General features: G+C 67.9%; 23 protein-coding genes. 3 read left to right on the top strand and 20 right to left on the bottom strand.

Annotation, left to right across the window (positions count from 1 at the left end; all coding sequences use genetic code 11):
* Positions 1-5: 5 nt before the first annotated feature.
* The 17 genes from MQH31_RS06970 to MQH31_RS06890 all read right to left on the bottom strand — a co-directional run bounded on the left by MQH31_RS06970 (position 6) and on the right by MQH31_RS06890 (position 17,137).
* Complete coding sequence (locus MQH31_RS06970) at positions 6-1,049, bottom strand: thioredoxin domain-containing protein (RefSeq protein WP_243011420.1); 1,044 nt, start codon at positions 1,047-1,049, stop codon at positions 6-8.
* 38 nt (positions 1,050-1,087) lie between these two features.
* Positions 1,088-1,528, bottom strand: coding sequence for a transcription antitermination factor NusB (nusB, locus tag MQH31_RS06965; RefSeq protein ID WP_243011419.1), 441 nt, complete (start codon positions 1,526-1,528; stop codon positions 1,088-1,090).
* The gene (gene efp, locus MQH31_RS06960; RefSeq protein WP_134531973.1) at positions 1,528-2,088 is read right to left on the bottom strand and encodes an elongation factor P; all 561 of its coding nucleotides are present in this window, start codon (positions 2,086-2,088) and stop codon (positions 1,528-1,530) included. Before efp ends, nusB begins: the two co-directional genes overlap by 1 nt.
* A gap of 105 nt (positions 2,089-2,193) precedes the next feature.
* On the bottom strand, positions 2,194-2,601 hold the full coding sequence (locus MQH31_RS06955) for a hypothetical protein (protein ID WP_243011418.1): 408 nt from the start codon (positions 2,599-2,601) through the stop codon (positions 2,194-2,196).
* A gap of 94 nt (positions 2,602-2,695) precedes the next feature.
* Positions 2,696-3,121 (bottom strand): DUF779 domain-containing protein, encoded by a 426-nt coding sequence (locus MQH31_RS06950; RefSeq protein ID WP_243011417.1) that lies wholly within the window; start codon positions 3,119-3,121, stop codon positions 2,696-2,698.
* A gap of 130 nt (positions 3,122-3,251) precedes the next feature.
* Positions 3,252-4,775, bottom strand: a complete 1,524-nt coding sequence (gene exaC, locus MQH31_RS06945; RefSeq protein WP_134531979.1) for an acetaldehyde dehydrogenase ExaC — start codon at positions 4,773-4,775, stop codon at positions 3,252-3,254.
* A gap of 80 nt (positions 4,776-4,855) precedes the next feature.
* Positions 4,856-6,355 (bottom strand): GAF domain-containing protein, encoded by a 1,500-nt coding sequence (locus MQH31_RS06940; protein ID WP_243011416.1) that lies wholly within the window; start codon positions 6,353-6,355, stop codon positions 4,856-4,858.
* 86 nt (positions 6,356-6,441) lie between these two features.
* On the bottom strand, positions 6,442-7,563 hold the full coding sequence (aroB, locus tag MQH31_RS06935; RefSeq protein ID WP_243011415.1) for a 3-dehydroquinate synthase: 1,122 nt from the start codon (positions 7,561-7,563) through the stop codon (positions 6,442-6,444).
* A complete protein-coding gene (locus MQH31_RS06930; protein WP_243011414.1) occupies positions 7,556-8,113 on the bottom strand; it encodes a shikimate kinase in 558 nt (185 codons plus the stop codon). Before MQH31_RS06930 ends, aroB begins: the two co-directional genes overlap by 8 nt.
* 16 nt (positions 8,114-8,129) lie before the next feature.
* The gene (aroC, locus tag MQH31_RS06925; RefSeq protein ID WP_243011413.1) at positions 8,130-9,350 is read right to left on the bottom strand and encodes a chorismate synthase; all 1,221 of its coding nucleotides are present in this window, start codon (positions 9,348-9,350) and stop codon (positions 8,130-8,132) included.
* A gap of 75 nt (positions 9,351-9,425) precedes the next feature.
* Positions 9,426-10,802 (bottom strand): endolytic transglycosylase MltG, encoded by a 1,377-nt coding sequence (gene mltG, locus MQH31_RS06920; protein ID WP_243011412.1) that lies wholly within the window; start codon positions 10,800-10,802, stop codon positions 9,426-9,428.
* A gap of 2 nt (positions 10,803-10,804) precedes the next feature.
* Positions 10,805-11,323: a Holliday junction resolvase RuvX gene (gene ruvX, locus MQH31_RS06915; protein WP_243011411.1), complete on the bottom strand. Its 519-nt coding sequence runs from the start codon at positions 11,321-11,323 to the stop codon at positions 10,805-10,807.
* Positions 11,324-11,326: 3 nt separating this feature from the next.
* Complete coding sequence (gene alaS / locus MQH31_RS06910; RefSeq protein WP_243011410.1) at positions 11,327-13,981, bottom strand: alanine--tRNA ligase; 2,655 nt, start codon at positions 13,979-13,981, stop codon at positions 11,327-11,329.
* A 60-nt stretch (positions 13,982-14,041) separates the two neighbouring features.
* Positions 14,042-14,275 (bottom strand): hypothetical protein, encoded by a 234-nt coding sequence (locus tag MQH31_RS06905; protein WP_134531993.1) that lies wholly within the window; start codon positions 14,273-14,275, stop codon positions 14,042-14,044.
* Between the two features lie 111 nt (positions 14,276-14,386).
* The gene (locus MQH31_RS06900) at positions 14,387-14,761 is read right to left on the bottom strand and encodes a DUF948 domain-containing protein (protein WP_134449458.1); all 375 of its coding nucleotides are present in this window, start codon (positions 14,759-14,761) and stop codon (positions 14,387-14,389) included.
* Between the two features lie 139 nt (positions 14,762-14,900).
* Entirely contained in the window at positions 14,901-15,530 is a 630-nt protein-coding gene (rpsD, locus tag MQH31_RS06895) for a 30S ribosomal protein S4 (RefSeq protein ID WP_134449457.1), read from the bottom strand.
* A gap of 233 nt (positions 15,531-15,763) precedes the next feature.
* Positions 15,764-17,137, bottom strand: a complete 1,374-nt coding sequence (locus tag MQH31_RS06890; protein ID WP_243011409.1) for a replication-associated recombination protein A — start codon at positions 17,135-17,137, stop codon at positions 15,764-15,766.
* A gap of 110 nt (positions 17,138-17,247) precedes the next feature.
* Between MQH31_RS06890 and MQH31_RS06885 the strand changes: the two genes are divergently transcribed.
* The 3 genes from MQH31_RS06885 (at position 17,248) to MQH31_RS06875 (ending at position 20,083) form a co-directional block, all read left to right on the top strand.
* The gene (locus MQH31_RS06885; protein WP_243011408.1) at positions 17,248-18,054 is read left to right on the top strand and encodes a peptidylprolyl isomerase; all 807 of its coding nucleotides are present in this window, start codon (positions 17,248-17,250) and stop codon (positions 18,052-18,054) included.
* A gap of 85 nt (positions 18,055-18,139) precedes the next feature.
* Positions 18,140-19,372, top strand: coding sequence for a DUF349 domain-containing protein (locus MQH31_RS06880; protein ID WP_243011407.1), 1,233 nt, complete (start codon positions 18,140-18,142; stop codon positions 19,370-19,372).
* Between the two features lie 105 nt (positions 19,373-19,477).
* On the top strand, positions 19,478-20,083 hold the full coding sequence (locus MQH31_RS06875; RefSeq protein ID WP_243011406.1) for a hypothetical protein: 606 nt from the start codon (positions 19,478-19,480) through the stop codon (positions 20,081-20,083).
* Here MQH31_RS06875 and MQH31_RS06870 read toward each other — a convergent pair.
* The 3 genes from MQH31_RS06870 to secD all read right to left on the bottom strand — a co-directional run bounded on the left by MQH31_RS06870 (position 20,080) and on the right by secD (position 25,213).
* Positions 20,080-22,350, bottom strand: coding sequence for a RelA/SpoT family protein (locus tag MQH31_RS06870; RefSeq protein WP_134532002.1), 2,271 nt, complete (start codon positions 22,348-22,350; stop codon positions 20,080-20,082). The two genes, MQH31_RS06875 and MQH31_RS06870, sit on opposite strands and share 4 nt — an antisense overlap.
* 128 nt (positions 22,351-22,478) lie before the next feature.
* A complete protein-coding gene (gene secF / locus MQH31_RS06865; RefSeq protein WP_243011405.1) occupies positions 22,479-23,495 on the bottom strand; it encodes a protein translocase subunit SecF in 1,017 nt (338 codons plus the stop codon).
* The gene (secD, locus tag MQH31_RS06860) at positions 23,495-25,213 is read right to left on the bottom strand and encodes a protein translocase subunit SecD (protein WP_134532005.1); all 1,719 of its coding nucleotides are present in this window, start codon (positions 25,211-25,213) and stop codon (positions 23,495-23,497) included. Before secD ends, secF begins: the two co-directional genes overlap by 1 nt.
* Positions 25,214-25,234 lie beyond the last annotated feature (21 nt).

The following is a 25,234-nucleotide window of genomic DNA, read 5'->3' as shown; positions in this document are numbered from 1 at the left end:
TGCCCTCAGGCGCCCGACGTTCCCTGGGTCGTCGCCTGGCCGGAGCCGGAACCCGAGCCGGAGTCGAGGAATGCCTCGAACTCACGGCTGTCGGTGAGTCCACCCGGGTATTGGGCGCCGTCGATGAGCACGGTCGGCGTGCCCTGGATCGAGTCGATCTCCGCGCCGGGGATCGGCCCGTTCAGGGCGTCGTCGGTGTTCACCTCCGACCAGAGCTGGTACTCGCCTCGCGCGATGCAGTCCGAGATGTCGGTGCCGGTGGGCGCGAGCGCTGCGAGCTGGCCATCGGTCAGACCCTGGCTGTTCTCCTCCGGCTGGTTCGCGAAGAGAGCCGCGAGGTAGTCGAGGGTCGCGTCCGGGCTGACCGTCGCCACGCACGTGAGGGCGGCGGATGCCCGGGTCGAGTAGTACGTGCCCTGCGAGGCCTGGTCGAGGAAGGTCAGCGCGTGAATCCGGAGGGTGATCGACCCCTCGTCGACGCGGCTTGCGAGCAGTGCGCCGTTGGTGGCTTCGAACTGGCCGCAGTACGGGCACATCGGATCGATGTACTCATCCACGATCGTGCTCCCGGTGCCGACGGAGAGGTACCCGTCGTCGAAGTGGGCCGCACCGAGCGTTCCGCTCGGGAGGACCCCCTGCGAGGCATCCGGTTCGCTCGTCGCCGAGGCGACCGGTCCGCCGAAACCGCCGTGCTGGGCCAGGTTCACGAAGAAGTGCCCGAAGGCGGCCGCGAACACGATCGACAGAACGACGATGACCGCGGTCGACGCGAGGCCGACGTAGCCGAGCACGAGCCCTGCGATGGCGAGGCCGCGCCCCCGCTCACCGCGGCGGGCGATCTGGCCGAGCGCGAGGTGCCCGGTGATCACGGCAACGAGCGACACGGCGAACGCGGAGACGAGCGAGACGATTGCGAGCGTGTTCGTCGGCGGAACCTGCGGGAAGCCCTGATGCTGCGGGGATGGCGCTGGGAGTCCCTGCTGCGGTGTCGCCGGCAGACCCGGCTGTTCCGGGTAGGACGGATACGGCTCTGGCGTGTCGTTGCTCATGATCTTCCCCCGGGCTGACGGAACGGTATGGGTCGAGCCTAGGAGGCAGCCGGCGCAGTGGGCGCCGGTGGAGCGGTCTGCGCGATCCTGCCGAGAAGTCCGTTCACGAAGCCGGCCGAATCATCCGTCGAGAGGATCTTGGCGGCCTCGACGGCCTCGTCGATCGCGACGGCGTGCGGAACGGCGTCGTTGAACAGGATCTCCCAGATCCCGATCCGCAGGATGGCCCGGTCGACGACCGGCATCCGCTTGAGCGTCCAGCCCTGCGAGTAGGTCTCGATGAGTTCGTCGATCTCCTCGCGGTGATCAACGACGCCGTCGACGATCTCTCGCGCGTACAGCCACGAGGCCATCCGGGCGGGCTCGCTCGCGGCGCGCTGTGCCTCGGCGGCGAGAGACTCGGGGATCGTCGTCTGCCGCACGTCGGCGGCGTACAGGATGTCGAGTGCGCGCTTACGCGCCTTCGTGCGTGCGCTCACTAGTTGACGCGGCCGAGGTAGTCACCGGTGCGGGTGTCGACCTTGACCTTGGTGCCCTGTTCGAGGAACAGCGGGACCTGGATCTGGTAGCCGGTCTCCACGGTGGCGGGCTTGGTGCCGCCGGTGGAGCGGTCGCCCTGCAGGCCGGGCTCGGTGTACGTGATTTCGAGCACGACGGATGCCGGCAGCTCGACATACAGCGGGTTGCCGTTGTGGAGGGCGATGGTCACGTTCTGGTTCTCGAGCAGGAAGTTCGAGGCGTCACCGACGACGACGCTGGAGACGGTGAGCTGGTCGAAGTCGGACACGTCCATGAAGACGTAGGAGTCGCCGTCCGCATACAGGTACTGGAAGTCCTGGCGGTCGACGTTCTCGGTCTCGATCTTCGCTCCGGCGTTGAAGGTGCGGTCGACGGTCTTGCCCGTGACGACGTTCTTCAGTTTGGTGCGAACGAAAGCGCCGCCCTTGCCCGGCTTGACGTGCTGGAAGTCGGTGACGGCCCAAAGCTGGCCGTCCATGTTGAGGACGACGCCATTTCGGATATCGGCGGTTGATGCCATGGAAAGCGGTTCCGTTCAGTCAGTTCAGTTAGGAAGGTGCGCGGCCGAATCGGCCTCAAACGAGTGTAGTTGCCCGCGAGCCCACAGCCAAAGGCTGACCGAGGGTCACTCCGCGAGGTCGGCCACCCCGGTGTCGTGCGCGACGAACAGGCCGAGGATCGGCAGCACCTTTCCGAAGGACGCCCTCAGCTCGCGGGCCCACGCCTGGTCCGGAGCGGTGAGCGCCGCACCCCCGGGTCGTTCGAGCGTCAGTACGACGCTGCCGCCCGGTGCACAATCGGCCAGGATCGTGGTGATGCCCGAGGCCATCTGCACGCTGTCCCCGGGATCGGGACGCAGCGGAATGCCGCCCACCGGGATCACCAGCGGAAGCTGCCGGCCCGCGGCGTCGAAGAGCATCAGCCAGAGCTGGCGGCTGATGGCGTGGCCGACCAGGTCGGCGACACGCTCCCGGGCTTCGTCGAGGGAGGTGACGGGTGGCTGGTCTTCGATGGAGAGGGAAGAAGGGGTCATGCCGGACAGGATGCCCGGCCGAGCCAGCTCCGCGGCGGTTGTCCACAGACGGATGCCGTGAACGGGCTTGTTGAGGACGGGGCCGCCGACGGAGTCAGCCGAAGGTCTCCATCAACCGGGACCGGATCAGGAACCGCACGCCGCGAGGAGCCTCGAGCGAAAAACCGCTCCCCCGTCCGGGAACGACGTCCACCGTGAGGAAGGTGTGACTCCAGTATTCGAACTGCTCCGCCGAGATCCAGAACTCGACCGGCTGCGGAGCCTCGTCGTCCGGGGCGATGTCGAGCACGCCGAGGAGCACGTCCCGGTCTGAAGTGATGAACTCACCCGCCGGGAAGCACATCGGGGAACTGCCGTCGCAGCATCCGCCCGACTGGTGGAACATCAGCGGCCCGAACTGGGTCTGGAGTTCACGGAGGACATCCACTGCCGCCGGCGTGAATTCGACGCGCGGCGTGGTCTCCCCCGGAACCGTGACGGAGGCGATGACCGTGGACGTTGCGGGCGCTGCTGGCGACATTGCCTGGCCTTTCGGGTTCGATACCCGCTCGCTGGGCAGCGGGCGGGATGCACCAACGGTAGTCGAGGTGCGGGACGGTCGAAAGGGGCCACCGGTCGATGCCGACGGCCCCTCTCGATACCGGTGCCGTTTAGAAGAAGCCGAGCGGCTTCTCCGAGTAGGACACGAGCAGGTTCTTGGTCTGCTGGTAGTGGCCGAGGGCGAGCTTGTTGTTCTCGCGGCCGATGCCCGAGCTCTTGTAGCCGCCGAACGCGGCCCCGGCGGGGTAGTGGTGGTAGTTGTTGATCCACACTCGTCCGGCGTGGATGTCGCGGCCGGCGCGGTAGGCGACGTTGCCGTTCCGGGACCAGACGCCGGCGCCGAGCCCGTAGAGGTTGTCGTTGGCGATCGAGATGGCGTCTTCGTAGTCGGAGAAGCTCGTCACCGCGAGGACGGGTCCGAAGATCTCTTCCTGGAAGATGCGCATCTTGTTGTTGCCCTCGAAGATGGTCGGCTGCACGTAGTAGCCGCCGCTGAGGTCGCCGCCGAGGTCGACGCGCTCTCCGCCGAGGGCCAGCCGGGCACCCTCCTGCTTGCCGATGTCGATGTAGGAGAGGATCTTCTCGAGCTGGTCGTTGCTCGCCTGCGCCCCGACCTGGGTGTCGGTGTCGAGCGGGTTGCCCTGGATCGCCTTGCGGGTGCGCTCGATGGCGCTGCCGAGGAAGCTCTCGTAGATCGGCTTCTGCAGGAGCGCCCGGCTCGGCGCCGTGCAGACCTCGCCCTGGTTGAAGGCGAAGAGCACGAAGCCCTCCTGGGCCTTGTCGTAGAAGCTGTCCTGCTCCTGGGCGACGTCGCTGAAGAAGATGTTCGCGCTCTTGCCGCCGAGTTCGACCGTGGCCGGGATGATGTTGGCGCTCGCATACTGCAGGATCAGGCGACCCGTGGTGGTCTCCCCCGTGAAGGCGATCTTGCGGATGCGCGGGGAGGAGGCGAGCGGCTTGCCCGCCTCGAGACCGAACCCGTTGACGATGTTGAGCACGCCGGGCGGCAGGATGTCGCCGATCAGTTCGATCAGCACCATGATCGACACCGGGGTCTGTTCTGCCGGCTTCATCACGATCGCATTCCCGGCCGCGAGGGCGGGAGCGAGCTTCCAGACCGCCATCAGGATCGGGAAGTTCCACGGGATGATCTGGCCGACGACGCCGAGCGGCTCGTGGAACTGGTACGAGACGGTGTCGTTGTCGAGTTCGGCGTGGTCGCCGTCCTGCGAACGGATCGCCGCGGCGAAGTAGCGGAAGTGGTCGCTCGCGAGCGGGAGGTCGGCGTTGAGCGGCTCGCGGATCGGCTTGCCGTTGTCCCAGGTCTCTGCGACGGCGAGCAGTTCCTTGTTGGCGTCGATGACGTCTGCGATCCGGTTGAGCACGGCGGCGCGTTCGGTCGCCGTGGTCTTGCCCCAGGCCGGGGCGGCCCGATGGGCGGCGTCGAGTGCGAGTTCGATGTCCTCCGCGGTTCCGCGGGCGACCTCGGCGAACGGCTTTCCGTTCACGGGCGAGATGTCTTCGAAGTACTGGCCCTTGACGGGCTTGACCCAGCCTCCGTTGATCCAGTTCTCATAGCGGGGCTTGAAGGTGACTTTGGCGCCCGGGGTCCCGGGGTTGGCATAGACGGTCATTTCTCTCCTCGTCGACGACGTTGTCGGTGGGGTCCGCCTGCTGCGGACCTGGGCCGAGCGTACGCGGCGAGACCGTTGCGTCAGGGTTGCGGGAGGTTGCGCCCGGCGCCAGGGGCGCCGGAGTCGGCGAGGTCCGACTCGATCTTCCCGAGGCGCGCGACGACGGATGCCCGTTTCGGCGACCGGGGCGGCAGCAGTTCCAGGCAGGCGCGCCAGACCTCCTCGTCCCAGGCGGCCTCGTCGCTGCGGGCGTATTCGAGGAGCAGGTCGGGGCTCGCGTCGCTCAGCAGCGCCTGGCGCAGCCGGGAACTGATCTCCGAGCGGATCTCGACGATGCCCGGGGCGACGGAGGCTGGCAGCAGCGGCCCGCGATAGGTGCCGAGGGCGACCCGGTGCGCGCCGCGTTCGAGGAGCGCGAGCACGCGCTGGGCGTCGAGCTCGACCGGTGAACCGAGCCGGTACGGCCGGGAGGCGATCGAGAGGGGCGGCTCCGTCCCGTCCAGCACCTTGCGCAACCGCACCATCTCGGCGCGGAGGTTGTCGACGGAGTTCGGCTGGTCGCTCAGCAGCTGGGACAGTCTGTCCGCGGTGAGGCCGTCCCGGTACCAGGCGAGCAGGGTGAGGATCTCGGCGTGCCGCGGGCTGAGCTCGAAGGACGCGAGCCCGTTTTCGAGGAACCCGGTGTCGCGCCCGAGAACAGACACCCGTGCGTTCGTCGGGCGCCTCTGGGCCGACGGTGCGGGTGTCTGCGCGAATCCGGCGACCCGCATGACCGCGTGATCGCGTGGGGCGCCGCGGCCGAAGCCGGCGTCGTTTCGCCCGCGCAGCCGCTGGATGCGCAGTTCGGCCTCCATCGCCCACGCTGCGGCCTCGACGAGCGGGAGCGTCTGGGGACCGACGGCGTCGTCGCCGCCCGTCACGTCGATGACGCCCAGGATGCTGCCCGAGTCCGGGTCGTGGATCGGCACGGCCGTGCAGCTCCACGAGTGCGCCAGCCAGTTGAAATGCTCCGCACGCTGGATCTGGATACCGTGGTCGAGGGTGAGGGCCGTTCCGGGCGCGCTCGTCCCGACCCGGCGTTCCGACCAGTCTGCTCCCTCGACGAACAGCATGCCCTCCGCCCGGCGCCGGACGGCACGGTCGCCGTCGATCCAGAGCAGCCTGCCGGACTCGTCCCCGATGGCGACGATGAGGCCGGACTCGAGGGAATGCCGGATCAGGAGGTTCTGGACGACGGGGAGAACCGCGGAGAGCGGATGCCGGTCACGCAATTCCCTGAGGGCGTCTGACGACAGTTCCGGCTCCGGTGCCGGTCGGGCGGGATCGATGTGCAGCGACAGGGACCGTTCCCAGGACTCCTGGACGAGCCTGCGGACGCCGCCACGGGCATCCGCGAGCAGGGCCGAATCGGTGCGGGGGTTCACCCCGTCGAAGGGCACGATGCTGCTCGGTCCCGGACCGGGGGTGGTTCCCCACGCGGTGCCGAGTGCCGAGCCGACTGCGGTCTCGTGCGCCCTGGCCAGCTTCAGCACGACGTCCCGAACGGGTTCGCCTGTCGACCCCACGGTCCACTGGTTCACGGTGTGTCCTCCGATCGACTCTGGTCGGCGACCGGGTCCCTGCCCGCTCAGGGCATCATTCTAGGACCCATTCCTGCACGACGGCGCTAGGACCCGATTTCCTGGTACGCGGCGAAGAGCAGCGAGGCGTCCGGGCCTTCGAGCACGGTCGGCTTGCCGATGTCGTCGAGCACGATGAAGCGGAGCATGCCGCTGCGGGTCTTCTTGTCGCGCTGCATCGTCGCGAGCAGGGTGCTCCACCGGCCCACGGGGTAGCTGGTCGGCAGGGTGAGCGATTCGAGGATGCTGCGGTGCCGGTCTGCCGCCTCGTCGGACAGCCGTCCGCTCAGCCGGGCGAGCTCTGCGGCGAACATCATGCCCACCGAGACGGCGGCGCCGTGGCGCCAGCCGTACCGTTCGGCGTGCTCGACGGCGTGGCCGAGGGTGTGCCCGTAGTTGAGGATCTCGCGCAGGCCGGACTCCTTGAAGTCTGCGCCGACGACGCGGGCCTTCATCTCGATCGCGAGTTCGAGCACGCGGCGGAACTGCGGCGTCTTCGGGTCGGTCACGGCGGCGACATCCGCCTCGACGATGTCGAGGATCTCGGGCACCTGGATGAAGCCGGCCTTCACGATCTCGGCGAAGCCGGCGAGGATCTCGTTGCGGGGCAGGTCGTCGAGGGTGTCGAGGTCGCAGATCACGGCGGCGGGCGCGTAGAAGGTGCCGACGAGGTTCTTGCCCTCAGCGGTGTTGATGCCGTTCTTGCCGCCGACGGCCGCGTCGACCATGCCGAGCACACTCGTCGGGAGCTGGACGAGGCGCACGCCGCGCAGCCAGGTCGCGGCGACGAAACCCGCGAGGTCGGTTGCGGCTCCCCCGCCGAAGCCGATCACGGCGTCCGTCCTGCTGAAGTCCGCCTGGCCCATCACCTGCCAGCAGAACGCGGCGACCTCGACGCGCTTGGCGGCCTCGGCGTCTGGGACCTCGGCGATGAGCACCTCGTAGTGCGCGAGCAGGCCCTCCCTGAGGGCGACGGCGCGTGCGCCGAGGGTCGAGGTGTGCACGATGAGCACCTTGCCGACCTTCGGGCCGAGCTGTTCGGCAACTTCGGCGAGGAGGCCGCGGCCGATGATGACCGGGTAGCTGTCGACCCCGGACACCGTGATGACGGTGGTCTCGGTCGTCTCGGTGGTGTCGCTGGTCTCGGTTGTCTTGGGAACGTCAGTCATAGGTGTTCTGCCCTCTCTGGATCCAGGCCACGACATCGTCGGCGATGGAGTCCATCTGGCGATTCGAGGTGTCGATGTGGAGGCCGGCGAGCTCTTCGTAGAGCGGGCGGCGAAGTTCGTAGATGCGGATCCAGTCGGCGAGGCCATTGGCCAGGAGCGGCCGCTTGCCGCCGTTGATCCGGCCGGCGACGGCCTGCTCCGTCACGCTCAGGTACACGACCCGGCAGCGGGCGAGGTCGGCGCGGGTGCCTGCGTCGAGCACGGCTCCCCCGCCGAGGGAGACGACCGACCGGGTGGCCAGGGCCTGGCCGACGGCAATCCGTTCCAGCGCACGGAAATGCTCCTCGCCGTACCTGCTGAACAGGTTCGCGACGGACCCGTGCCCTGAGACGATGAGTGCGTCGGTGTCCACGAACGGGACGCCGAGTACCCGCGCCACCCGCTTGCCGACCTTGGTCTTGCCGGCGGCCATCGGCCCGATCAGCACGAGCGGGAAGTCCGGCAGGTCACCGTTCCCCGCCTGTGCCTGCGTCGGAGGCAGTTCCGGCATTACCGTCCCGCCGTTGTCACAGCGAGGCGTCGCTCGACGCGCCGGTCTTGAGGTTGCCGGGGATGTGCGCGAGGTAGGACTCGAGGTTGCGCCTGGTCTCGTCGATCGAGTCTCCGCCGAACTTCTCCAGCACCGAGTTGGCGAGGACGAGCGCGACCATGGCTTCGGCGACGACGCCGGCGGCGGGCACGGCACAGACATCCGACCGCTGGTGGTGGGCGGGAGCGGCCTCGCTCGTCGTGACGTCGACGGTGCGCAGTGCCCGGGGGATGGTCGCGATCGGCTTCATGCCGGCCCGGACCCGCAGCACGGTTCCCGTGCTCATGCCGCCCTCCGTGCCGCCGGCACGGTCGCTGACCCGCTGGATGCGGCCGTCGGACTGCACGAGCTCATCGTGCGCGTGCGAACCGCGGCGGGTCGTGGTGAGGAAGCCGTCTCCGACCTCGACGCCCTTGATCGCCTGGATGCCCATCAGCGCAGCGGCGAGCTGGGAGTCCAGTCGGCGGTCCCAGTGTACGAAGGACCCGAGACCGGGCGGCAGGTTGTATGCGAGCACCTCGACAACGCCGCCGAGGGTGTCGCCGTCCTTGTGGGCCTGGTCGACCTCGGCCACCATGAGCGCGCTCGTCGCCGCGTCGAAGCAGCGCAGCGGGTCGGCGTCGAGGGTCTCGAGGTCGTCCGGGTGCGGCAGCATGGCATCCTCCGGCACGCGCACGGGCCCGATCGAGAGGGTGTGGCTGACCAGGCGGATGCCGAGCTCGGCCAGGAAGGACCTGGCGACGGCGCCGAGGGCCACCCGTGCGGCGGTCTCGCGGGCACTGGCGCGCTCGAGGACCGGCCTGGCTTCGTCGAAGCCGTACTTCTGCATGCCGACGAGGTCGGCATGGCCCGGCCTCGGCCGGGTCAGCGGGGCGCCCCGGCCGCGGGTGCTCTGCACCTCTCCTGGCGCGGTCTCGACGGGGTCCGCACTCATCACCTCCGACCACTTGGGCCATTCGGTGTTGCCGATCCGCAGCGCGACCGGACCGCCGAGGGTGAATCCGTGCCGGACGCCGCCGGAAATGGTGAGTTCGTCCTGCTCGAACGTCATCCGGGCACCCCGGCCGTAGCCGAGTTTGCGGCGCGCGAGATCGAGGCGGATCGAATCGAGTGTGACGGGGATCCCTGCGGGCAAACCCTCGACAATAGCGATGAGTTCGGGGCCGTGGGACTCTCCTGCGGTGAGCCAACGAAGCATGCCCACTATCCTTCCACAGGCTTTCCCTGGCTCACGCGCTCAGGCAGTGGCCGGGTCAGTGTCATTGACGTGCGCTCAACCATATTCGGGGTGGTCCTTCATCCAGGCCTGCCACTGGGCAACGCCGGCTTCGTGTTCGGCTGCGGTCGTGGAAAAGATGGTCTCGCCGGTGTCGAGGTTCCAGGTGACGAAGTACAGCCAGGTTCCGTCTGCGGGGTGCAGGGCCGCCTTGATCGCGATGTCCCCCGGGTTCGAGATCGGGCCGACCGGGAGTCCGGGGTGGACATAGGTGTTGTACGGGTTGCCCGCGTCGGCGCGTTCGGCATCCGTCGTAGTGACGACGTTCGTGTGCCCGGTGCCGTATGCCACCGTCGCGTCGGACTGCAGCAGCCCGCTCTCCCACTGTGCGTGGTCGAGCCGGTTCAGGAACACCCTGGCGACCTTGGGGTAGTCGGCGGCGAGGCCGGCCTCCCTCTGGATCAGCGCGGCGAGCACGATGGTCTTCCATCGGTCGGCCGGTGCGACCCCTGCGGAGTCGAGGGCCTCGAACTGCCGGTCCACGAGGGTCTTGAGGGCGTCCTTCGCGGTGACGCCCGGAACGAAGGTGTACGTCGCCGGGAACAGGAAGCCCTCGAGAGTCGTGGCCTCTGCGGGAAGGCCGAAGGCCGCGACGTCCGTGGAGGCCGCCTGGAGGTCGGCGAGCGGGATGCTCGTGCCCTCGCTGACCAGTTGCAGGATGTCGGCCTCCGCCGTGCCTTCCGGGATCACGACGGTCAGTTCGAGCTTGCTGGCGGGGTCCTGCAGCGCGGTGAGCGCAGCGCTCGCGCTCATCTTCGTCATCAGCTGGTATGCGCCCGGCTGGAAGACCGGTGCGGGGGTGACCTTCAGCAGGAGCTTGTAGAAGGCGTCGTAGCTCTTGACGACGTCCTGGGCCACGAGGGTGTTCGCGATGTCGGATCCGGTCTCGCCCTCATGGATCATGACCACGATCTTCGCCTCGCCGGACCCGGAATAGTCTGCGGGGCCCGCGAGTGTCGCCCGAAGCTGATCGATCGGACCCTGCAGCGCTACAGCCGCGCCCGCAACGAGCGCCACGAGCACGACGAGGGCGATCAGGCAACCCCACGGGCCCTTGCGGCGCCGTTTGGCCGGCCGTGGTGGCTCGGAGCCGAGCTGGGAGCGGCGGCTCGACCGTGAGGTCTGCGGAGCCTCGGTCGTGGTGCGGAGGGACCTGCGGGTGGGGAAGGCACCGTCGGCGTCTGCCCCTGACCGGCCGGGATCGCCGGAAGCCGGTGTCTCGTCGTGCGGAGTCAGCAGGCCCGCCCAGGGATTGACCGGGGGTTCCGCACCGGGTGCACCGGGTGCTCCGGCCGCGTGACTACCGTGCGCGTCCGGCGCCGGTGAACTCGTTCCTGCCGGGTCGTCCCGGGGGTCGAGCGAGGGATGGGGCACGATCAGGACCCTTCGATCGGAGCTGCGGGCGACGTGGTCGCGGAGGGAACCGTCGGCACGACGGCAGGCACGACGGCCGACCCGGGCGGATGCCCGAGACCGCGTTCCGTGTCGAGGGCGTGCTGCAGGATGATGGTCGCCGCGACCTGGTCGATGACCGGACGCTGGGTCTTCGCCTTGCGGCCAGCGGTGCGGAGGACGCCTTGCGCTGCGACGGTCGACAGCCGTTCGTCGACGAGGCGCACCGGTACGGGAACGGCCAGGGCGAGGGTTTCAGCGAAGCCGACGGCATCGTTCGTCGACGCGGTGTGGTTGCCGGAGAGGGCGAGCGGGAGGCCGACGATAACCTCCACGGCGCCGAGGCCCAGGACGACGGCGGTGATCCGCGCCACGTCGGTGACGCCGTTCAAGTCCCGGGGCACGGTTTCGACGGGGGTCGCGAGCATGCCGTGCGGGTCGCTCATCGCGAGGCCGATCCTGGCCTTACCGACATCGACTCCGACCCGCACGCCATGCCGCATTCTTCAGCCCGCGATCGTGGTGCGGACGGCGGCAAGGGCGCCCGCGATCATGTTCACGTCGGTTCCGCCGCCCTGGGCAAGGTCGTCCTTGCCGCCTCCGCCGCCGCCGAGGATGCCGGCGACGAGCTTCGCAAGGGCCCCGGCGCGCTGGCCGCCGTCCCGTGCCGCCGCATTGGTCGCCACGATGATGACGGGCTTGTCGTCGACGACGGCCGCAAGTGCGACGACTGCAGGGTCGGATCCGAGCTGGGCCCGGGTGGCGGTGACGATCATCCGCACGTCATCGGGAGAATTCAGTGTGCCGAGGTTCTCGGCGACGAGACGCACGGCCCCTGCGCGCTGGGCAGTCGCGACGAGCGCGGGAACGCGTTCGGTGAGTGCCTTCGCTTCGAAGGCCGCGATCTTCTTCTCTGCGGTCTTGAGGCTCGTGAGCAATTCGCCGATGCGTTCGGGCAGTTGTTCCTTCGGCGTCTTGAGGTTGGCGGTCAGCTGGGAGACGATCGCCCGCTCGGCTGCGAGGTCCCGGAAGGCCTCGAGGCCGACGAGGGACTCGACCCGGCGGTTGGTCGACCCGACCGAAGCCTCGCTGACGAGGTTGATCATTCCGATCTCGGCGCTCGAACCCACATGGGTCCCCGCACAGAGTTCCCTGGACCAGGGTCCGCCGATGTCGACGACGCGGACCCGGTCACCGTACTTCTCGCTGAAGAGCGCCATGGCGCCGAGCGCCTTCGCCTCCGCGAGGGGAAGCTCCCGGGTGACGACAGGCAGGTTGTCGCGGATCGCGTTGTTGGAGATCTCCTCGATCTCGCTGCGGGTCGCGGCCGACAGCGCCTGGTTCCAGGAGAAGTCGAGACGGAAGAACCCGGCCTTGTTGTATGAGCCGGACTGGTGCGCGTTCGGGCCGAGGACCTGGCGCAGTGCCGCGTGCAGCACGTGGGTTCCGGAGTGCGCCTGGCGGGCGCCACGGCGCCAGTTCGGATCGACAACGCTCGTCGCGGGGTCTCCGACGCCGACCTCTCCGCTTGTCACGTGCACCTTGTGGCTGATCAGGCCCTTGACGGGCTTCTGGACGTCGAGGACCTCGAGCTCGTAGCCGCGGCCGACGATGAGGCCGGCGTCGGCCTCCTGGCCGCCGGACTCGGCGTAGAGCGCCGTCTCGGCGAGGATCACTTCCGCGATCTCACCCGCGACCGCCTTCGTGACGGACGCGCCGTCGACGATGATCCCGAGCACGCTGGATTCGGTCTGCAGTTCCTCGTAGCCGGTGAAGACGGTCTCGCCGGAGGCTCGGAAGGCACTGTAGACGGAGAGATCGGCGAGATGGGTCTTCTTGGCTTTCGCGTCCGCCTTCGCCATCGAGCGCTGTTTGGCCATCAGGGCGTCGAACGCGGACCGGTTGACGCTCAGCCCGGCTTCCTCCGCCATCTCGAGGGTGATCTCGATCGGGAACCCGTAGGTGTCGTGCAGCAGGAACGCCGTGTCTCCCGCAAGCTCGGTCTTCTTCGCCTTGATGGTCTTCGCGACCGCGACGTCGAGGACGGTGCTGCCGCTCGCGAGGGTACGGAGGAAGGTCTCTTCCTCGGCGTACGCGCCCTGGCTGATCCTGGCGTAATCGCCGTGGACCTCCGGGTACGCGCTCATCATGGCGTCCCGCGCGGCGGGGAACAGTTCGGGGAACGTCGCCACGTCCACGCCGAGCAGGCGCATGGCGCGCACGGAGCGGCGCATCAGACGACGGAGGATGTAGCCGCGGCCTTCATTGGACGGCGTCACGCCGTCGCTCATCAGCATGAGTGAGGAACGCACGTGATCCGCGACGATGCGCATCCGCACGTCGTCGTCGTGCACGGCGCCGTAGCGGCGTCCGGAGAGCGCGGCAGCCCGGTCGAGGACCGGGCGGACCTGGTCGATCTCGTACATGTTCTCGACGCCCTGCTTGAGGAACGCGACGCGTTCGAGACCCATGCCGGTGTCGATGTTCTTCTTCGGCAGGTCGCCGAGGATGACGAAGTCGTTCTTGCCCGTGCCCTCGCCCCTGAGATACTGCATGAAGACGAGGTTCCAGATTTCGACGTACCGGTCGTCGTCCGTCGCGGGGCCGCCGTCTGCGCCGTATGCGGGCCCGCGGTCGAAGAAGATCTCCGAGCAGGGGCCCGCGGGTCCGGGCTGGCCGGTCGACCAGTAGTTGCTGTCCATTCCGAGGCGCTGGATGCGCTCCTCCGGCAGGCCGAGCGCCCGCCAGTAGCGGAACGCCTCGTCGTCGTCCTGGTAGACGGTGACCCAGAGGTCCTTCTCCTGGAACCCGTAGCCGCCGTCGGCCTCCGAGGTCGTCAGAAGCTCCCACGCGTAGCCGATCGCCTGTTCCTTGAAGTAGTCTCCGAAGGAAAAATTGCCGTTCATCTGGAAGAACGTGCCGTGGCGCGGCGTCTTGCCCACTTCTTCGATGTCGTTTGTCCTGATGCATTTCTGCACGCTCGTCGCACGCGGATACGGTGCGGGGACGAGTCCGGTGAGATAGGGCACAAAGGGCACCATCCCGGCGACGGTGAACAACAGGGTGGGGTCGTCGCTGACGAGCGACGCCGACGGTACGACGGTGTGTCCGCGGTCGGCAAAGAAGTCGAGCCAGCGCCCGCGAATTTCAGCAGTCTGCATGGGTTCCGTAGTTCGTTGAAGAATGAATAGGCGAAAAAGTAGAGAAGCCCGAGCGGATGCTCAGGGGCGGGTCGTGCCGCCGAGTGCGTCGGTTCCGGCGTCGGCGACGTCGCCGAGGGCGTCGCGCAGTTCTGCCTCGCGCTTGCGGTAGCCATCGGAGATGGCCTCACCGAACTCACGCGCCTTGGTGTCGAGGTCGCTGAAGAACAGCTTGCCCTGACGGGTGTTGTTCGCTTCATGCGCGATCAAGAATCCGACGCCGACCCCGATGACCAACCAGATGAAATTCTTCATGACAAATGCTCCCTGAACGGTGTGGAGACCCTGATAGAAATGCGCGACGGCCGCGCGAGTGGTGCGGTCGGCCTATCCCGGACTCGACCAGCCTCTTTCCAGCGTAGCCGACTACCCGCGCCGACGACCTGCGCGCGTCGGGGATGCTGCGCGAAAACCCGCCCTCACGGCGGCGGAGAAGCCGGCGAGTTTGATGAGCGGTCCGCCGACGGTCGCGGCGAACAGCGCGACGAGTGCCGAGACGTTACCCGTCACATCCGCGACGTTTCCGGTGATCGTATCGACCCTGGCCAGCTGTTTGTTGGTCTCCTGCAGGGTGGTCGTCGTCTCGGACAGGAGCGGAGTGACGTTCTGGCTCAGCTCGTGGATCGCGAGGGTCGTCTCGTCGAAGACCCGGCCGAGCTTCAGCAGCGGAACGGCGAGCAGCCCGACGAGAACAGCAAACACGACGGCGGCAGCGAGGCCCGCGATATCTCCACCTGACACTGGTGACTCCATCCATTCCGAAAGGTTCATACGTTGACTCCCGGCCGACAGCACCGGTTAACGCACGAAGCGGACCACCCCTGGGGGTGATCCGCTCTCCAGCGTAGTTCAGATGCCGCCGGACGGCGGGCAGGGGAACCTAGCGGGCTGCGTAGTACTCGACGACGAGCTGGACTTCACACGTCACGGGGATTTCGATGCGCTTCGGGCGACGCACGAGGCGGGCCTGGAGCTTGTCGATCTCGACCTCGAGGTACGGCGGGAGCTTCGGGAGCACGTCGACGTGTCCGCCGGCTGCGGCGACCTGGAACGGCTCCATGCCCTCGCTGCGAGCCTTGACGTGGATGAGCTGACCCGGCTTCACGCGGAAGGAGGGGCGGTCGACGAGCTGGCCGTCGACGAGGATGTGACGGTGCACGACCATCTGGCGGGCCTGCGCGGTCGTGCGGGCGATTGCCGCGCGAACGAGAAGGGCGTCGAGACGGGTCTCGAGGATCTCGACCAGGTTTTCACCGGTCAGGCCCTGGGCGCGACGGGCCTCTTCGAAGGCGATCTTGAGCTGGGCTTCGCGGATGCCGTACTGGGCCCTTAAGCGCTGCTTTTCGCGGAGACGCACGGCATAGTCAGAGTCGGTCTTGCGCTTGGTGCGACCGTGCTCGCCCGGAGCGTACGGACGCTTCTCGAGGTAGCGGGCGGCCTTCGGGGTCAGGGCGATGCCCAGGGCCCGCGACAGGCGGGTCTTACTGCGGGTACGTGACTTGGTAGACACGGTGTCCTTTCAATGGAACGAGCAACAGACAAAGTGGAATCCAGGGCGCCAGCGTGTGGGCCGGCGTCATGGGAGATCAGAGGGATGTGCCACGGGGTGCCCGGCTACAGGGCTCCCTCTCCAACCTGGAATCGGACGCAGCCGCATGCCGATGCCAGTTGTAGGCCTGAACAGACTACCACACCGGACCCGGCCGGCCATGCCTGGGCTGGACCCAGCGCGGGGGCCCGGAGTCACTCGCCGCGGATGATCCGGCGCAGCTTGGCGAGGCGTGCCGAGACCTCTCGCTCATTGCCGTGTTCGGTGGGTTCGTAGTAGCGGACGGCCGCGAGTTCGTCCGGCGGGTACTGCTGCTGCACGACGCCGAGGGTGTCGTCGTGCGGGTAGCGATACCCCTTGCCGTGCCCGAGTCGTTTGGCGCCGGCGTAGTGGGCGTCGCGCAGGTGCTTCGGCACCCGGCCGGTCTTGCCCGCGCGCACATCGGCGATCGCCGCGTCGAGCGCGAGGTACGAAGCGTTGGACTTGGGCGCGGTCGCGAGGTGCACGACGGCCTGGGCGAGCGGGATCCGCCCCTCCGGCATCCCGATGAGCTGCACGGCGTCGGCGGCGGCGACCGCGATCACGAGGGACTGGGGGTCTGCCATCCCGATGTCCTCCGAGGCGAGGACGATGATGCGGCGCGCGATGAATCGCGGGTCCTCCCCCGCCTCGATCATCCTCGCGAGATAGTGCAGCGACGCATCGACGTCCGATCCCCGCACCGACTTGATGAAGGCGCTGATCACGTCGTAGTGCTCATCCCCGTTGCGGTCGTAGCGCAAGAGCGCCCTGTCGACGGCGAGGGCGACCGTGTCGCTCGTGATGACGGGGCGGGCGTCAGGCACGTCTGCGGCCTCGCCATCGACCTCGTCATCGTCATCAGTCCCCGATGACAACGCAGAGACGGATGCCGCTTCGAGCGCCGTGAGGGCACGGCGGGCGTCGCCGGAGGCGAGCCTGATGATGGTGGCGCGGGCCTCGGGTTCCAGCACGAAGCGATCGGCCAGTCCGCGCGCATCCGTCACGGCCCTGTCGATGACGACCCCGAGGTCCTCGTCGCTGAGCGTTTCGAGGGTGAGCAGGAGGGACCGGGACAGCAGGGGGGCGATCACGGAGAACGACGGATTCTCGGTCGTCGCTGCGACGAGAATGATGACGCCGTTTTCGACGCCGGGCAGCAGTGCGTCCTGCTGGGCCTTGCTGAACCGGTGGATCTCGTCGAGGAAGAGCACGGTCGACAGCCCGTAGAGGTCGCGGCTCGTGCGTGCCTCCTCCATCACCTGCCGCACGTCGCGCACCCCCGCGGAGACCGCGGAGAGTTCGACGAAGCGGCGGCCGGAACTGTGCGCGATCGCCTGGGCGAGGGTCGTCTTCCCGGTGCCCGGCGGACCCCAGAGGATCACGGAGACAGCGCCGCGCTCCCCCGACTTGTCGCTGGCCAAACTGACCAGGGGGGAACCGGGGGTGAGCAGGTGCCGCTGGCCGGCCACTTCGGCGAGGGTCGTCGGTCGCATCCGTACTGCGAGAGGTGTTGCGCCGCTGCGCAGTCCGGGTTGTCCATCGACCATGCCTCCAGCGTAGTTCGCACCGCTGACACCGGCGTTCGAGCGGCAGTGCTCGCGTTGTAGAGTTCAAGCTGGTCGCGGAAGACATCCGCACAGCATCCTGGAGGACAGCCGTGGCAGCGAACAAGAAGCAGGATCGCGACGAGCGCGAGGCCCGCATCCGGGTTCGCGCGTACCAGGCACGCCGGGCGGTGCACGAACACCAGCAGACCCGTCGTCGCAGGGACAACGTCGTGGCCGGCATCGCCGTCGTCGTCGTCGCCGTGCTCGCGGTCGTCGCCCAGGTCTACTTCTTCAACGGGGGCCCCGGCACTCCGGCGCCGAGCTCCTCCGCGACGGCCACGCCAACGGCCACGGCCACCCCGACCGCCGCCGCCGGCGCGAACACCGGGACCGTCCCGCCGAGCACGCTCGCAGAGGGCCGCACCTGGACCGGAACCCTCGGCCTCAACGGCATCAACCTCGGAATCGAACTCGACGGTGCCGCGGCCCCCCAGGCGGTTTCGTCCACGATCAGCCTCGTCCAGTCCGACTTCTACTCCGACCTGACCTGTCACCGGCTGACGACCTCGGGGATCTACGTGCTCCAGTGCGGCGACCCGGCCGGCGACGGTTCCGGCGGCCCCGGCTACAGCTATGGTCCCGTCGAGAATGCGCCCGCCGACAACGTCTACCCGGCCGGTTCCATCGCGATGGCGCGCCAGAGCGCCAACGGATACAGCCAGGGCAGCCAGTTCTTCATCCTCTACCAGGATTCGACCATCCCGTCGGATGCCGCGGGCGGCTACACGGTGATCGGCCATGTCACGAGCGGGCTCGACCAGGTGAAGGCGCAGATCACGGATGCCGGAGTCGCCGACGGTTCGACGGACGGCGCCCCGAAGGTCACGACCTTAATCAGCGCCTTCAGCGTCCAGTAGTTCCAGCCGTCCGGGCCTTGCAATAGGCTTGACCGGGTATTGGCCCAGTGTGGGCACACACACATCGACATCTAAGGTGAGACTCTTGACTACGACAGATCAGCAACCATGGGGTCGCGTAGACGAATCCGGCACGGTTTTCGTGCGCGAAGCGTCGGGCGAACGCGCGGTTGGCCAGTATCCTGACGCGACGCCGGAGGAGGCCCTGGCCTACTTCGAGCGCAAGTACGTCGAACTCAACGGACAGGTCACCCTTCTCGAGCAGCGTGCCAAGGGCGGTGCCCCGGCTGCTGACATCGCCAAATCCGTCTCGCACCTCGCGAAGACGGTTGCGACCGCAAACGCCGTCGGCAACCTCGCCGCCCTCGTGGAGCGTCTCGGTGCCCTCGGTGGCGCCGTCAGCGAGCTCACGGAGCAGCAGGGTGCCGAATCGAAGGCCGCCGCTGTAGCAGCCGTCGCCGAACGCGCCGCGATCGTCGAGGAGGCAGAGGCCCTCGCAGCAGAGGACCCCGCCAAGACGCAGTGGAAGCAGACGAGCGCCGCCCTCGACGCCCTGTTCGCCAAGTGGCAGGCGCACCAGCACGATGCGCCCCGCATCCCCAAGGGTGAGGCCAACGAGCTCTGGAAGCGTTTCCGCGCGGCACGCACCACCATCGAGCAGAATCGCAAGGCGTTCTTCGCCGAGCTCGACACGGCGCACAAGGACGTCCGCAACCGCAAGCAGCAGCTCATCGAGCAGGCTGAGGCGCTTGCGCCGAAGGGCGCGGACGGCATCCCCGCCTACCGCACGCTGCTCGACGAGTGGAAGCTCGCCGGACGCAGCGGCAAGAAGCAGGACGACGCCATGTGGGCGAAGTTCAAGGCCGCCGGCGACGTGCTCTACTCCGTCAAGTCGGAGATCGACGCCCAGGACGACGAGGAATTCGCCGGGAACCTCGTCGAGAAGCTCGCGCTCCTCACCGAAGCCGAAGCGCTCCTCACCGAGACCGACCGCACCAAGGCGCGCAGCGCGCTCAGCTCCGTGCAGCGCCGCTGGGACGCGATCGGCAAGGTTCCCCGCGACTCCGTCAAGCTCGTCGAAGATCGCATGCGCAAGGTCGAAGCGGCCGTCCGCAAGCTCGACGACGACCACTGGGCGCGGAACAACCCGGAGACCAAGGCCCGCACGGAGGGCCTTGCCGGACAGCTGCACGACGCGATCGCCAAGCTCGAGGCCGAACTCGCGGCCGCAGAGGCAGGAACCGATGCCCGCGCGATCAAGGACGCCCGCGAGGCGCTCGAGGCCCGCAAGGCGTGGCTGAAGGCCATCGGCCAGTAGCAGGCACCCCCGCAGAGTCCGTCCACAGGCGACGGGGCTCCGGTTTCTGTCCACAGATCCGGGGCCCCGTCGCTTCTGTGTTCCCTCCCGGCGCATCCTGTCCGGGTGTCCGACCGGCTCCCCGACATCCTCTCCTCCAGCGATCTTCCCGTCGCCGAACTCTCGAGCCTGTGCCTCGACGGCGAGCTCTTCCGTGTCGGCGACTTCTGGAGCCCGGTGGACCTGGCAGAAGACCGGGACCAACGGGCACGGTCCCTTGCCCTCCTGGTACCGGTCAGGGCCATCGCGGAACGGCTGACCGCCGCGTGGATCTACGGCCTCGCCCCTGAACCGCAACGCCACCAGTTCTGCGTGCCCAGAACGGCGCGCGCGTACTTCCCGCCGTCACCGCGGTTCGGAGTCCGGGAGGTCGTCTGCGACTCCGAGCACATCGTCCGCCTCGGTGCCGGCACCGTGAGCAGAGCGCACGTCCGGGTGGCCGGCCTGCTCGTGACCCGGCCGCTGCGCACCGCACTCGACCTGGCCCGCTGGCCTCCCCCGGAGTTCCCTGAGCCGGCGCCCCTGATCGCGACCCTGCTCCGCCTGGCCGGTCACCCGGACGCCACGGCGGCAAGGCGCGCCTGCGCCGCCGACAGCCTGCCGTTCACCCACAGGGCGCTCGGGCACCTCGAGGCCGCGGAAGCGGCCATGACGGCGCTCGGGGAAGCCTAGCCGTCGTTGACGCGGTAGACGTCGTAGACCGCGTCGATCCGGCGCACGGCGTTGAGCACCCGGTCGAGATGGGTGGTGTCCCCCATCTCGAAGACGAAACGGCTGATCGCCAGCCGGTCGCTCGAGGTGTGCACGGTCGCGGAGAGGATGTTGACGTGATGCTCGGAGAGCACCCTGGTCACATCGGAGAGGAGTCCGGAGCGGTCGAGGGCCTCGATCTGGATCTGGACCAGGAACAGGCTCTTGGACGTCGGGGCCCAGTCGACCTCGATCATCCGTTCGGGTTCCTTGAGCAGCGACTGCACGTTGCGGCAGGACGCCTGGTGCACGGAGACACCGGCGCCGCGGGTGATGAAGCCGACGACCTTGTCCCCGGGAACCGGGGTACAGCAGCGGGCGAGCTTGACCAGGATGTCCGGGGCGCCACGGACCAGGATCCCGGAGTCGCTATTGCGCAGCGTCTGGGTGCGTCCGTTCGGCGCGAACGGCAGATCGGTCGCATCGCTCTCCTCGACGCTCTGCAGCGTCGCGACGACCTTCTCGAGCACGGACTGCGTGCTGATGTGTCCCTCGCCGACGGCGGCGTAGAGCGCGGAAACGTCCTCGTACTTCATCACCGCTGCGACCTCGGCGAAGGAGTCCTGGTTCATCAGCTTCTGCAGGGGCAGGTTCTGCTTGCGCATCGCGCGGGCGATGGCGTCCCTGCCCTGTTCGATGGCTTCGTCGCGGCGTTCCTTGGTGAACCACTGCCGGATCTTATTGCGGGCCCTGGGGCTCTTGACGAAGTTGAGCCAGTCCTTGCTCGGCCCGGAGTCCGGGTTCTTCGAGGTGAAGACCTCGACGACGTCTCCCGTGACCAGGGGGCTCTCGAGCGGCACGAGTCGCCCGTTGACCTTGGCGCCCATGGTGCGGTGGCCGACCTCGGTGTGCACCGCGTATGCGAAGTCGACCGGAGTCGCTCCCGTCGGCAGGCCGATCACCCGGCCCTTCGGCGTGAAGACGTAGACCTCTTTCGCACCGATTTCATAACGCAGCGAGTCGAGGAACTCCCCGGGGTCGGCTGTCTCGGCCTGCCAGTCCGAGATGTGCGCGAGCCAGGCCATGTCGGTGTCGCTCTGCGGGCCAGGCCCCGAGCTCTTGCCGGTGGTCTGCTCCTTGTACTTCCAGTGCGAGGCGACACCGAACTCGGCGCGCTGGTGCATCTCCTGGGTGCGGATCTGGATTTCGACGGCGCGGCCGCTCGGGCCGAGCACCGTCGTGTGCAGCGACTGGTAGAGGTTGAACTTGGGTGTGGCGATGTAGTCCTTGAACCGGCCGGGCAGCGGCGTCCAGCGGGCGTGGATCGCTCCGAGCACGGCGTAGCAGTCCCGCACCGAATTCACCAGGACACGGATACCGACGAGGTCGTAGATCTCGTCGAACTCACGGCCCCGCACGACCATCTTCTGATAGATCGAGTAGTACTGCTTGGGCCGTCCGGCCACCTTGCCGCGGATGCGTGCTGCCTTGAGATCTTCGACGATCGCGTCGATGACGTGTTGCACAAATTCCTCGCGCTGCGGGGTGCGCTGCTTGACGAGGCTTTCGATCTCGGCGTAGAGCTTCGGGTACAGGACCGCGAAGGACAGGTCCTCGAGCTCCCACTTGATCGTCTGGATCCCGAGACGGTGCGCCAGCGGCGCGTAGATCTCCAGGGTCTCCGTCGCCTTGCGCACCGCGGACTCCGCGGGAACGAAACCCCAGGTGCGCGCGTTGTGCAGCCGGTCGGCGAGTTTGATGATCAGCACCCGGATGTCCTTGGACATCGCGACGATCATCTTGCGCACGGTCTCGGCCTGAGTGCTGTCGCCGTATTTGACCTTGTCGAGCTTCGTCACGCCGTCGACGAGCATGGCGATCTCGTCGCCGAAGTCCGCGCGCAACTGGTCGAGGGTGTACTCGGTGTCTTCGACGGTGTCGTGCAGGAGCGCGGCGGCGACGGTCTTCGGACCGATGCCCAGATCGGCGAGAATCTGGGCGACGGCGACCGGATGCGTGATGTACGGTTCCCCGCTGCGGCGCACCTGGCCCTCGTGAGCGTGTTCCGCTGCGGTGTATGCGCGCTCGATGATCGACAGGTCGACCTTCGGGTGGTGCATCCGCACGGTCCTGAGCAGGGTGTCCACTGCGCCGACCGGCTGGGCGCGGGAGAAGATCCGCGGGACAAGACGCCGGAGGGAGGCGGCGGGCAGCGGCGCGTTCGGTGGCGGTGTCGTCGTTTCCGTCATCTCACACCTCGTTCGCGAGCGCCCGGCCATTCCCGGGCATCCAGCAATTATCGCGCCTTTTCCGACCACTCCGCGCCGCTCCCGCCGAAATGGGCAGGAGCGGCACGGTTAAGGATGTTCCAGCGGAGCTAGACGGTGACGCGAACGTCCGTCTTCGGCGCGGACGACGCCTTGGCGCGCAGGGCGAGCGCCTTCTTGTCGCGCTTGCGCACAGCGGGCTCCCTGGTGCGGAGCTGGGCGTAGAGCGGAGACGCGATGAAGATCGTCGAGTACGCGCCGGCCACGATTCCGATCAGGAGCGCGAGGGAAATGTCGCGCAGGGTACCCGCACCGAGCACGAACGCTCCGATGAAGAGGATCGAGCCGACCGGGAGGATCGCGACGACGGAGGTGTTGATCGAGCGCACCAGCGTCTGGTTCACCGCGAGGTTGACCGAGTCTGCGAAGGTCCTGCGCGATTCGGGACCGTCTTCGCGGGTGTTCTCGCGGATCTTGTCGAACACCACGACGGTGTCGTAGAGCGAGTAGCCGAGAATCGTCAGGAACCCGATCACGGCGGCCGGAGTGATCTCGAACCCGGTGATGCCGTAGAACCCCGCCGTGATGATGAGGTCGTGCAGCAGGGCGACCATCGCGGCGAGCGACATCTTCCAGGTGCGGAAGTACAGGGCCATCCCGATCGCCGCGAGCACGAGGAAGATCCCGAGGCCGCGAAGTGCCTGCCCCGTGATGTCCGCGCCCCACGACGGGCCGATGAACGAAGCGGTGACCTGCTCGGTGGGCACCCCGTATGCGTCGGCGAGTGCTGTGCGCATCTGCCGGGTCGCGTCGCTCGACAGCTGGTCCGTCTGGATGCGGATGCCGGTGGTGCTGACGTTCGAGACCTTCGGAACCGCAGCGGGCTCGACGCTCGTCACGGCCTTGACCGCGAGCGACTGGTCCTGGTTCGCGACGTCGCTCACGACGAATTCGGAGCCGCCGGTGAATTCGATGCCGAAGACGAACCCGCCACGGAGCTGGGGCACGACAAGCGCGATCAGGATCGCGATACCGGCCAGGGAATACCAGAGCTTGCGACGCCCGATGATGTTGAAGGAGCGCTTGCCGGTGTGCAGGTCGTTGCCGAACTGGGAGAAGCTGGCCATTAGGAATCCTTCCCGTCGGTCGACCGATCCGTGGAGGATCCGACGAGTTCTGATGCCTTGCGCTCGGCGATGGTCTGGCGCTTGGCGGCCTCACGACTCGCGGAAGACAACTTCGCCGAAGCGACCTCGTCTGACGGACGGAACTTCGCCCTCCCCCGGTAGGTGGCTCCGAGAGCTCTCGGGTCCAGGCCGCTGAAGCGGTGGCCCTCGCTGAAGAACCGGGTCTGGGCGAGCAGCTGGAGTGTCGGGTGGGTGAAGAGCGCCACGACGACGACGTCGACGATCGTCGTGAGCCCGAGCGTCAGGGCGAAGCCCTTGACGTTGCCGACGGCGACGATGAAGAGCACGCCTGCGGCGAGGAAGTTGACCGCGTCGGAGGCGAGGACCGTGCGGATGGCGCGCTTCCAGCCCGCTTCCACGGCTGATTCCAGCCCACGGCCGTCGCGCAACTCGTCGCGCACTCGTTCGAAGTACACGATGAACGAGTCCGCCGTGATTCCGATGGCGACGATCAACCCCGCGACACCGGCGAGGGAGAGTCGGTAGCCCTCACGCCAGGACAGGATCGTGATCAGGAGGTAGGTGATCACTGCGGCGACGACGAGGGACGCCACCGTAACGAAGCCGAGCAACCGGTACTGCAGGAGCGAGTACAGCACGACCAGGATGAGTCCGATCAGGCCGGCGATGAGGCCGCTCACGAGCTGGGTCGAACCGAGGGTCGCCGAGATCGTGTCCTGGCTCTGCACGGTGAAGCTCAGCGGCAAGGCGCCGAACTTCAGCTGGTCCGCGAGCACCTTGGAGGATGCCTGGTCGAAGCTGCCGCTGATCTGGGCGTTGCCGTCCGTGATCACGGCGAGGGTGCGCGGCGCGGAGATGACCTTGCCGTCGAGCACGATCGCGAACTGGTTCTGCACGCCGGTGAGTCCGCTCAGCCGGGTGCTGACTGTTGCGAAGTCCTTGGTGCCCTGCTCGTCGAACTTGATGTTGACGACCCACTCGCCGGTGGTGGCACCGGACTGGGTGGTCTTCTGGCCGTTGGTGGCGTCGGAGACGTTCTCGCCGCTGACCTCCACCGGGCCGAGGATGTACTTGACCGAACCGTCCGTCTCACAGGTCACGAGCGGCTGGTCGGCCGGTGCGACGTTGGAGGTGTCGATGGTCGAGCAGTCGAAGGCGGCGTACTGCGCCTGGAGCGCCGGGGTCACCCAGCTGAGGTCGCTGCCGTTGGTGGGTACCGCCGTCGGCGTGCTCGGCAGGGTCGGGTCGACCGTCGCGGCCGGAGTCGGCGTCGCGGTGCCGTCGGCGCCGATCGCGGCCGTCGAGGGCGCTGCGGCGACCAGGACGGGGCGGAATTCGAGCTTCGCTGACGATTCGATCCGGTTGATCGTGGCGTCGTCCGGGATTCCCGGGATCGACACGACGATGTTCTGGCCGCTCGTGTTGATCTCCGCCTCGGAGACACCGGAGGAGTCGATGCGCTGCCGGATGATCGACACCGCCTGGTTCAGCTGCTCCTGGGAGACGGACTGACCGGACTCGAGCTTCGGCGCGAGGATGATCTGCGTGCCACCCTCGAGGTCGAGGGCCAGCTTGGGCGCCCAGGACCCTCCGGCGGTGAGGACACCGATGAGGTTGACTGCGACCAGGCCGATGACGATCACCCCCAGCCACGTCAGGGAACGCCAGGCCTTCTTGGCCGGAGTCGACTTTGCCACCTTGGAACTCAGCTTTCTATA

This window comes from Cryobacterium zhongshanensis (genome assembly GCF_022760445.1).
GTDB lineage: Bacteria > Actinomycetota > Actinomycetes > Actinomycetales > Microbacteriaceae > Cryobacterium > Cryobacterium algoricola.
This window is presented reverse-complemented; position numbering and strand designations above follow the sequence as displayed.